This is a genomic window from Deltaproteobacteria bacterium (assembly GCA_026712905.1).
In the GTDB taxonomy this organism is placed as follows: domain Bacteria; phylum Desulfobacterota; class Binatia; order UBA9968; family JAJDTQ01; genus JAJDTQ01.
Window position 1 is genome coordinate 1 of record JAPOPM010000176.1, and the last position, 7,177, is coordinate 7,177.

General features: G+C 66.6%; 6 protein-coding genes and 1 pseudogene. 2 read left to right on the plus strand and 5 right to left on the minus strand.

Features of this window, described 5'->3' with window-relative positions; translation table 11 throughout:
* From OXF11_14910 to OXF11_14930, 5 genes are all read right to left on the minus strand, one after another.
* The coding region (locus tag OXF11_14910) for an IS5/IS1182 family transposase (protein ID MCY4488386.1) at positions 1 to 130 on the minus strand (130 nt) is incomplete at its 3' end.
* Positions 131 to 344: 214 nt separating this feature from the next.
* On the minus strand, positions 345 to 602 hold the full coding sequence (locus OXF11_14915) for a hypothetical protein (protein ID MCY4488387.1): 258 nt from the start codon (positions 600 to 602) through the stop codon (positions 345 to 347).
* 142 nt (positions 603 to 744) lie between these two features.
* On the minus strand, positions 745 to 3,033 hold the full coding sequence (locus OXF11_14920; protein ID MCY4488388.1) for an MMPL family transporter: 2,289 nt from the start codon (positions 3,031 to 3,033) through the stop codon (positions 745 to 747).
* 232 nt (positions 3,034 to 3,265) lie between these two features.
* Positions 3,266 to 3,568, minus strand: coding sequence for a hypothetical protein (locus tag OXF11_14925; protein MCY4488389.1), 303 nt, complete (start codon positions 3,566 to 3,568; stop codon positions 3,266 to 3,268).
* Between the two features lie 113 nt (positions 3,569 to 3,681).
* The gene (locus OXF11_14930) at positions 3,682 to 3,912 is read right to left on the minus strand and encodes a hypothetical protein (protein ID MCY4488390.1); all 231 of its coding nucleotides are present in this window, start codon (positions 3,910 to 3,912) and stop codon (positions 3,682 to 3,684) included.
* 389 nt (positions 3,913 to 4,301) lie between these two features.
* Between OXF11_14930 and OXF11_14935 the strand changes: the two genes are divergently transcribed.
* Together OXF11_14935 and OXF11_14940 are read left to right on the plus strand one after the other, a co-directional pair.
* Complete coding sequence (locus OXF11_14935; protein ID MCY4488391.1) at positions 4,302 to 6,632, plus strand: response regulator; 2,331 nt, start codon at positions 4,302 to 4,304, stop codon at positions 6,630 to 6,632.
* Positions 6,633 to 6,895: 263 nt separating this feature from the next.
* Positions 6,896 to 7,177: pseudogene (locus OXF11_14940) on the plus strand (IS5/IS1182 family transposase).

The window sequence follows — 7,177 nt, forward strand, 5'->3', positions numbered from 1 at the left end:
CCCGCGTCAGTCCTTCAAGCGCCCTGTTCACCATCTTCCGTATCGCTCGCAACGGATGGTCTGCTGGCACTCGCGCTTCCGGCGACACATAACTGAACATCCCTTCCTGACGCGGATCTGTTCCTCTCATCGCTTACTCCAACTCGATACGAATATGATACTTACTGTTATCCGCGTCAGGCGGAGTTTCTCAACAACCTGCTAGCCGCCCTTCCGTGCCCGGACTCGATGTAGTCCCTGCAGGCCTCTCCCAGTCTCGGAAGGGAACCCGCCTCGGCACGCTTCCCCGCGGGATCCTCGCCCCCGGCCACCCGCCCCAGAAGCTCCTGGGCCAGCCGCCGCGCCTAGTCCGGGGTGACCCGCCGGGCGCGGCCCACCACCACCCGCTTGTTGGGCGCCTTGCGACCGCCGCTGCCCACGCGGTAGTTCACAAGGTAGGACTTCCGGTCCGAGGGGTGGACGCGAACGCCAAAGCCCGAGATGTCGCCGTCCCAGACGACCCTCTCGCGTTCGGAGGGAACGAGCGCGTCAACGACGGCGTGAGCGGACGCCGGGGGATTGAGGTGGACGCGCATCTGCGACGAATAGCGCCGCGCGGGCATGTCGACATGTTCGTTGCCAGCATGAAATTGATGAACATGGATTTCAGGATCTCGTATCTGCAATCCTCGGTCCGACGGAGTTGGTTGAATGCCATGCCCCGCCCAGCCCCGGAACACACCCGCCTGCAATCGCGATTCGGGGTCAGGCATTCCGGTCGACGGCTATCAGCAAGGGTGGGAGGAGCAGGAGATCGGCGAGCAGCGCGAAGCCGATGGTGAGCGCGAGCAGAAGCCCGAGCATCCAGCTGATCACGAATCCCGACGTGGCGAACACCAGGAAGCCCAGCCCCAGGATCATGGTCGTGGTGAACAGCGCGCGACCCACCGCACGAAAGGCGGCGCGCACCGCCCCGGACGCGGAAAGGCCCTCGCCGCGCGCCTTCAGGTACCGGCTCATGAGGTGAATCGTGTCATCGACGACGATGCCGAAGGAGATGGCGGTCACCAGGGATCCGGCGTTCCCCACCTCGCCGTAGAGATAGCCCCAGACGCCGAAGGCCATGGCCGCGGGGATGAAGTTGGGCACGAAGCTCAAGAGGCCGAGGCGTACGCTCCTGAAAATCCCCATCAGGAGCAGCGAGATGAGGGCCACGGCGCTGGCCGTGCCCCACAACATGCTCTTGATGTTCCGTATCGCCAGGTAGGCGGAGACGAGGCTGATCCCCGCTCCCTCGGTCGCGAGGCCGGGCGCGTTGGCGCGGAGCCAATCCTGCCCGCGCGCGTCGAGCCTGCGCTGCTGCTCGGAATTCAGGCCGCGCATCGTGACGGTCATGCGCGTGGCGGATCTGGCGACGTCGATGCGGTTGTTGAGGTCGCTGCCGAAGGGGACCGACAGTTCGTAGAGCAGCAGGTACTGCGCGGCAAGCTCGGCGTCTTCGGGCAGCCGGTGGAAGGCCGGATCGTCGCCGTGCATGTTCTTGTTGAGGCGCTTCATGATGTCGGTGAACGCCTGGACGTGCGCCACTTCCGGCTGGGCGCGGTACCATTCGGCGAAGGCGTCCACCTTGCGCAGATAGTCGGGATCGGTGACGCCGCCCTCGTACCCCGCGCTCAGGGAGTATTCCAGGTTTTCCACACCTGTCAGGTTCTCGATGACGAAGTCCGTGTCGCGCCGGAACTCGTAACGCTCATCCAGATACTTCAACCAGTTGTCCGTGAGCTCGATGCGGGGCACGCCGGTGATCAGGGCGACGGCCACCGCGCCCACGGACCACAGCAGGAGCGTGCGGCGGGCGACGACGAAGGCGCCCAGGCGATCGAAAAAGGTGGAGGCCCCGGCGCCTCCGGGACGCGCGCGCAACGGCAGGACCAGCAGCAGCGCCGGCAGCAGCGTCATGGAATACACGTAGGCCGACAGCATGCCGAACGCCACGAGATTGCCCAGGACCCGGAAAGGCGGAGAGTCGGAGAAGTTCAGGCTGAGGAACCCGATGACCGTTGTGGCCGTCGTAAGGAACACCGGCCAGGCGTTGTCACGCAGCGATTCGACGACCGCCGTGTCCCGGTCCAGGCCCTGCCCCGTGCCGGACGCGGCCGTCGAGATGATGTGGACCGAGTGCGCGATGGCGAGCGTCATGATGATGATGGGAACGCCCGAGTTGGCGGCGTTGAGCACCGCGCCGCTCCAGCCGATCATGCCCATGGTCGAGCCGATGACGAAGCCAAGCACGGCAACGAGGGCCAGCGTGCCGACCAGGGAGCCCAGCAGGACGCCGGCGACGGACACGATGACGAGGAACGCGGCCGGCGCGAGGATCCGCATATCGTCGTCGAGCGCCTCGGTCATGACGCGGTTCAGCAGGACATCGCCGGTCAGGTGATAGGCGATGTCCGGATGGTCCGACCGGGCCTCGTCCAGGAGGCCGCGGAGATAGTCGGACACCTCGATCATTGCGGCGTCCGAGTGGTCGGGCAAGGCAAAGCTGATGACCAGCCCGGCAACCCGCCCGTCGCGGGAGACGAGACGGCCCGCGACGCTGACTTCGTTCAACGCAATCCTCTTGATCCGCGCGAGGTCGTCATCGCCGAGCGATCCGGCGCCGTCCACGAGCCGCTCGACCTTCAAGTCGTCCCCGGCCGCCTCGCTGTGGTTGTAGTTCGTGAGGGAATCGACCCGAGCGGACCACGGCACGCGCCACGCGGCCTCGGTCAACTCCTCGACAGCGCCCAGCGCCTCGCGGGTGAACACCGATCCCCGCTTGGGCGCGACTGCGATCACCGCCGCATGGGTCGCCGTGTAGGTGTCCTCCAGGGCGTCGAATGCAACGAGTTGAGGACTGTTCTCGTCGATGTTGTCGCGCCAGTCGTTGGAGACGGTGATGAAATGGGTGCCGGCTGTCAGAACCACCACGGCCGCAACAGCCGACGCGAGGACCGGCCATCGGTGGCGCAACATGAACGCGGCGTAGCGATCCAGAGATAGGGAGGTCATGGGATGCCGGCAGCAAACTGAATCATGATGGTTCTTTTCCGCTACCGGACAGCCGTTGCCTGTGCCGAGGATCCGGGCCGCATATCCGCCACCCCCGGTCCAACTCTGCGATGTGGTGCTGCTGGACCGCCTCAGCCTTCCAAAGCCTGGTTGAGGGTGACTTGGGGAAATAGGTGACTTCAGCGTTCCTCAGTGCTCGCTTGCCCTACCCGGTCGGCCCGGTCACCCTCGACTACTGTATCGTCCCGGTGCGGTTCGACCATCTACTGTAGACCTTCATCCCTTCCCCGGTGAGGGTAACAAGGTGGTAGGTCCTGCCTCCAACTGCATTCCCAGAGCAACCCCGATGCTGAAGCATCATAAAGTCCACCAATTGGTCGAACCGAGGCAGGTTCTCGGGACGAACTTGAATATCGACAGGCTTGAAGTCGCGGTCGGCCAGCTGGTCGCCTACCTCGTAGAAGTAGTCGGACAGAGCACAAAAGTAATCCCAGGTATCGAGAAAGTCCTTGAGAACCAGATCGGCCTTGGCCATGTTCTGAATCCTTCTTGCCGCGCTCGCAGTCGATCAAGTGGACATCACTTGGGTAATCGCCATGCGTCGAAAATGGCTTTGGGGCGTAATCGGCCTCGCGCGAATTGCCCGATTCATGGCTTCCTCCGTTCCTTGAACCTGATCCAACCCCGGCCCGTGAGGCAGACACGGACCACTGGCCCGGGGTTCCGCATCACGTAGCCCGTGGACTCGACCAGCCCTAGCGTCACCAACTCGTCAAGGATCTCCAAGGTGTCCGTGTCCACACTGAAGGTCGTCCTGTGGCGAGGTTCGGCCACTCGCGCGCCGATGGCCCTCAGCAGGTCTCTTTCGGCTTCCGTCATGACGCGGGCGCTCTCACGGGGACATGGACCCGCAGCCGGGTCAGCGCGGCGAGCGCCGGCTCAAGGCTCACGCTACCCGGGTCGCTCTCGCCCGGTTCCCTTTTCCGGAACGGGTCCATGGCGATGGAGCCCCTTGCCCCGGTCACCGATGCGGCCTGCGGGGCTGTCCTCCCTGATTCAGGAATTCCCGCGCCCTGCGAAGACAGACTTCGTTCCGAGCGCCTCTCGAATCATCCGGATACCATACCTCAAATTGTATATCTTGTGGGTGCTTTATTTGTTATATTCAGTGTATCTTCTGTGTATCTTGGCGAAGGTTCGCCTTTCGTATCCTCCAACCGACTCCCGCCAGGCGGCAGGCCGGTTCCAGTCGGGGGCGGGCAGGTTCGATGAAGAAGAGCAACAAACCGGTCCGCGGGGCCGAGGCGCTGCGCGAGCGCACCTCCCGCCTGAGCGCGGCCATCCTGCGCATCAGCGCAAGCCTCGACGTGGGGGCCGTGCTGCGGGAGGTGGTCGACAGCGCCCGCGCGCTCACCGGCGCCCGCTACGGGGTCATCACGACCGTCGACGAGGCAGGCCAACCGCAGGACTTCGTCACCTCGGGCCTGAGCGGCGAAGCGGAGCAGCGGCTGGCGGGCTGGCTGCCCGACGGGCTGCGGCTGTTCGAGCATCTGCGCGACCAGGAGGCGCCGCTGAGGCTGGACGACTTTCCCGGCTATGTCCGCTCCCTCGGCCTGGCGACCGACCGCATTGCCGTCAAGACCTTGCAGGCGACGCCGATGCGCCATCGCGGCGTGCATGCGGGAAACTTCTTCCTCGCGGACAAGGAGGGGGGAGACGGGTTCACCGGAGAGGACGAGGAGGTGCTGGTGCTGTTCGCGTCGCAGGCGGCGGCGGCCATCGCCAACGCGCGCGCGCACCGCGAGGAGCAACGGGCGCGGGCGAGCGTGGAGGCGCTGGTGGAGACTTCGCCGGTGGGCGTGGTGGTGTTCGACGCGCGGAACGGCGCTCCGGTGACGTTCAACCGCGAGGCGCGGCGCATCGTGGAGGCGTTGCGGGCGCCGGGCCGCTCCGCCGCGCAGTTGCTGGAGGTGGTGAACGCCCGGCTCGCCGACGGGCGGGAGTTCACGCTCGCCGGGCTCAAGAGCGCCGAGACGCTGCGCGCCATTGAGGTGGAGCTCTCGGCGCCCGGCGGGCGCAGCCTCCGGATGCTGATCAACGTCGCGCCGATCCGTTCGGGCGAAGGCGAGGTCGAGTCGGTGGTGGTGACCATGCAGGACCTGGCTCCGCTCGAGGAGATGGAGCGGCTGCGCGCGGAGTTCCTGGGCATGGTGAGCCACGAGTTGCGCTCGCCGTTGACCTCCATCAAGGGCTCGACGACGACCCTGCTCGGCGCCCCGCGGGCGCTCGACCGCGCCGAGATGCGCCAGTTCATCCGCATCATCGACCAGCAGGCCGACCACATGCAGGGCCTGATCAGCGACCTGCTCGATGCCGGGCGCATCGACTCGGGCACGCTCTCGGTCGACCCCGAGCCGCTGGAGATGGGAGCCCTGGTGGAGCAGGCGAGGACCACGTTTTTGAGCGGCGGAGGCCGGCAGGCCATACGCATCGACCTGCCGCCGGACCTGCCGCGGGTGATGGCTGACGAGCGGCGCATTGTGCAGGTGCTGAACAACCTCTTCTCCAATGCGGCCCGGCACTCGCCAGAGTCCTCGCCCATCGAGGTGGGCGCGGTGCGCGACGGCATCGAGGTGGCGGTCTCGGTTTCGGACCAGGGGCGGGGGGTTGCGCCCGAGCAGTTGCCGCGCCTGTTCCGGCGCCATGCCGGCATCGGCGGCGGGGAGCGCGGGCGGGAGGCCGCGGGAATCGGGCTCGGGCTTGCCATCTGCAAGGGGCTGGTGGAAGCGCACGGCGGACGCATTCGGGCGGAGAGCGCGGGGCCGGGCCTTGGCACGCGGGTCACCTTCACGCTTCCGGTGGCCGGCGAGGACGGCGAGACCGCGGCGCCGGGCGCCTTGGCCGGCAGTTCGCGCGAGGGACGCGAGCCGGTGCCCGTACTGGTAGTGGACGACGACCCGGAAACGCTGCGCTACGTCCGCGACACGCTCGCCGCGGCGGGCTATGCTCCGCTGGTGACGGGGGAGCCGGAGGAGGCCGAAACGCTTGTCCGAACGAAGAGGCCGCACCTGGTCCTGCTCGACCTGGTGCTGCCGGGAACCGACGGCATCGAGCTGATGCGGGAAGTCCCCGGGATGGCCGATGTGCCGGTCATCTTCATTTCCGGCTACGGCCGCGACGAGACCATGGTGCGGGCGCTCGAAGCCGGCGCCGCCGACTACCTCGTCAAGCCCTTCTCGGCGGCGGAGCTGACCGCGCGGGTGCGGGCCGCGCTTCGCCGCCGCAACGGGTCCGAGCCGTTCGTGCTCGGCGAGCTCGCCATCGACTACGCCGCGCGCCGGGTGACCGTGGCCGGGAGGCCGGTCGAGCTCACCCTCACCGAGTTCGAGCTCCTGCGAGTGCTTTCGCTCGACCCGGGCCGAGTCGTGACCTACGACTCGCTGCTGCGCCAAGCCTGGAAAGGCCGCCACACCGCCAACCCTCAAGTGGTGCGCAACTTCGTGAAGAAGCTCCGCCACAAGCTCGGCAACGACCCGGCCGCGCCCTCCTGCATCCTCAACGTCCGCGGGGTGGGTTACCGCATGGCCACGCCCACGTGACGGCGGTGGACGTGGCCGGGGCGGTAGTGGACCGGAAGCGGCTTCCGCAGGCCGTCGTTGCTACCGAATCGCCGTCGCCGGGGCCATGCCGCACAGGGAATGGTCGTGCCATCGAAGCCGGGAAAGCGTCCGGCGTAACGAACCGAAGCGCCCGGATCGTGGCGGGGTCGCGCGGAGCACATGCCCACTCCCTGTCTGATCCAAGACATTCCAATCGAAATGATGGATGTGACTATGCGCCATAGTTCCCTTTTTTTGAGCAAGTGCTGGGTCAGGCCCGTGAAGGACGCCTTTTGTCGGATGAACACTTCAGCGTAGACGGGACGTTGCTGGAGGCGTGGGCGTCGATGAAGTCGTTCCGGCCGAAAGATGGAGGCGGACGGCGCGGTGGCGGTGGACGCAATGCCGAGGCGGACTTCCACGGCGAGAAGCGCAGCAATGCGACCCACCAGTCGAGCACCGATCCACAGGCACGGCTGTACCGCAAGGGCCAAGGGCAGGAAGCGAAGCTGTGCTACCTGGGCCATGCGTTGATGGACAACCGC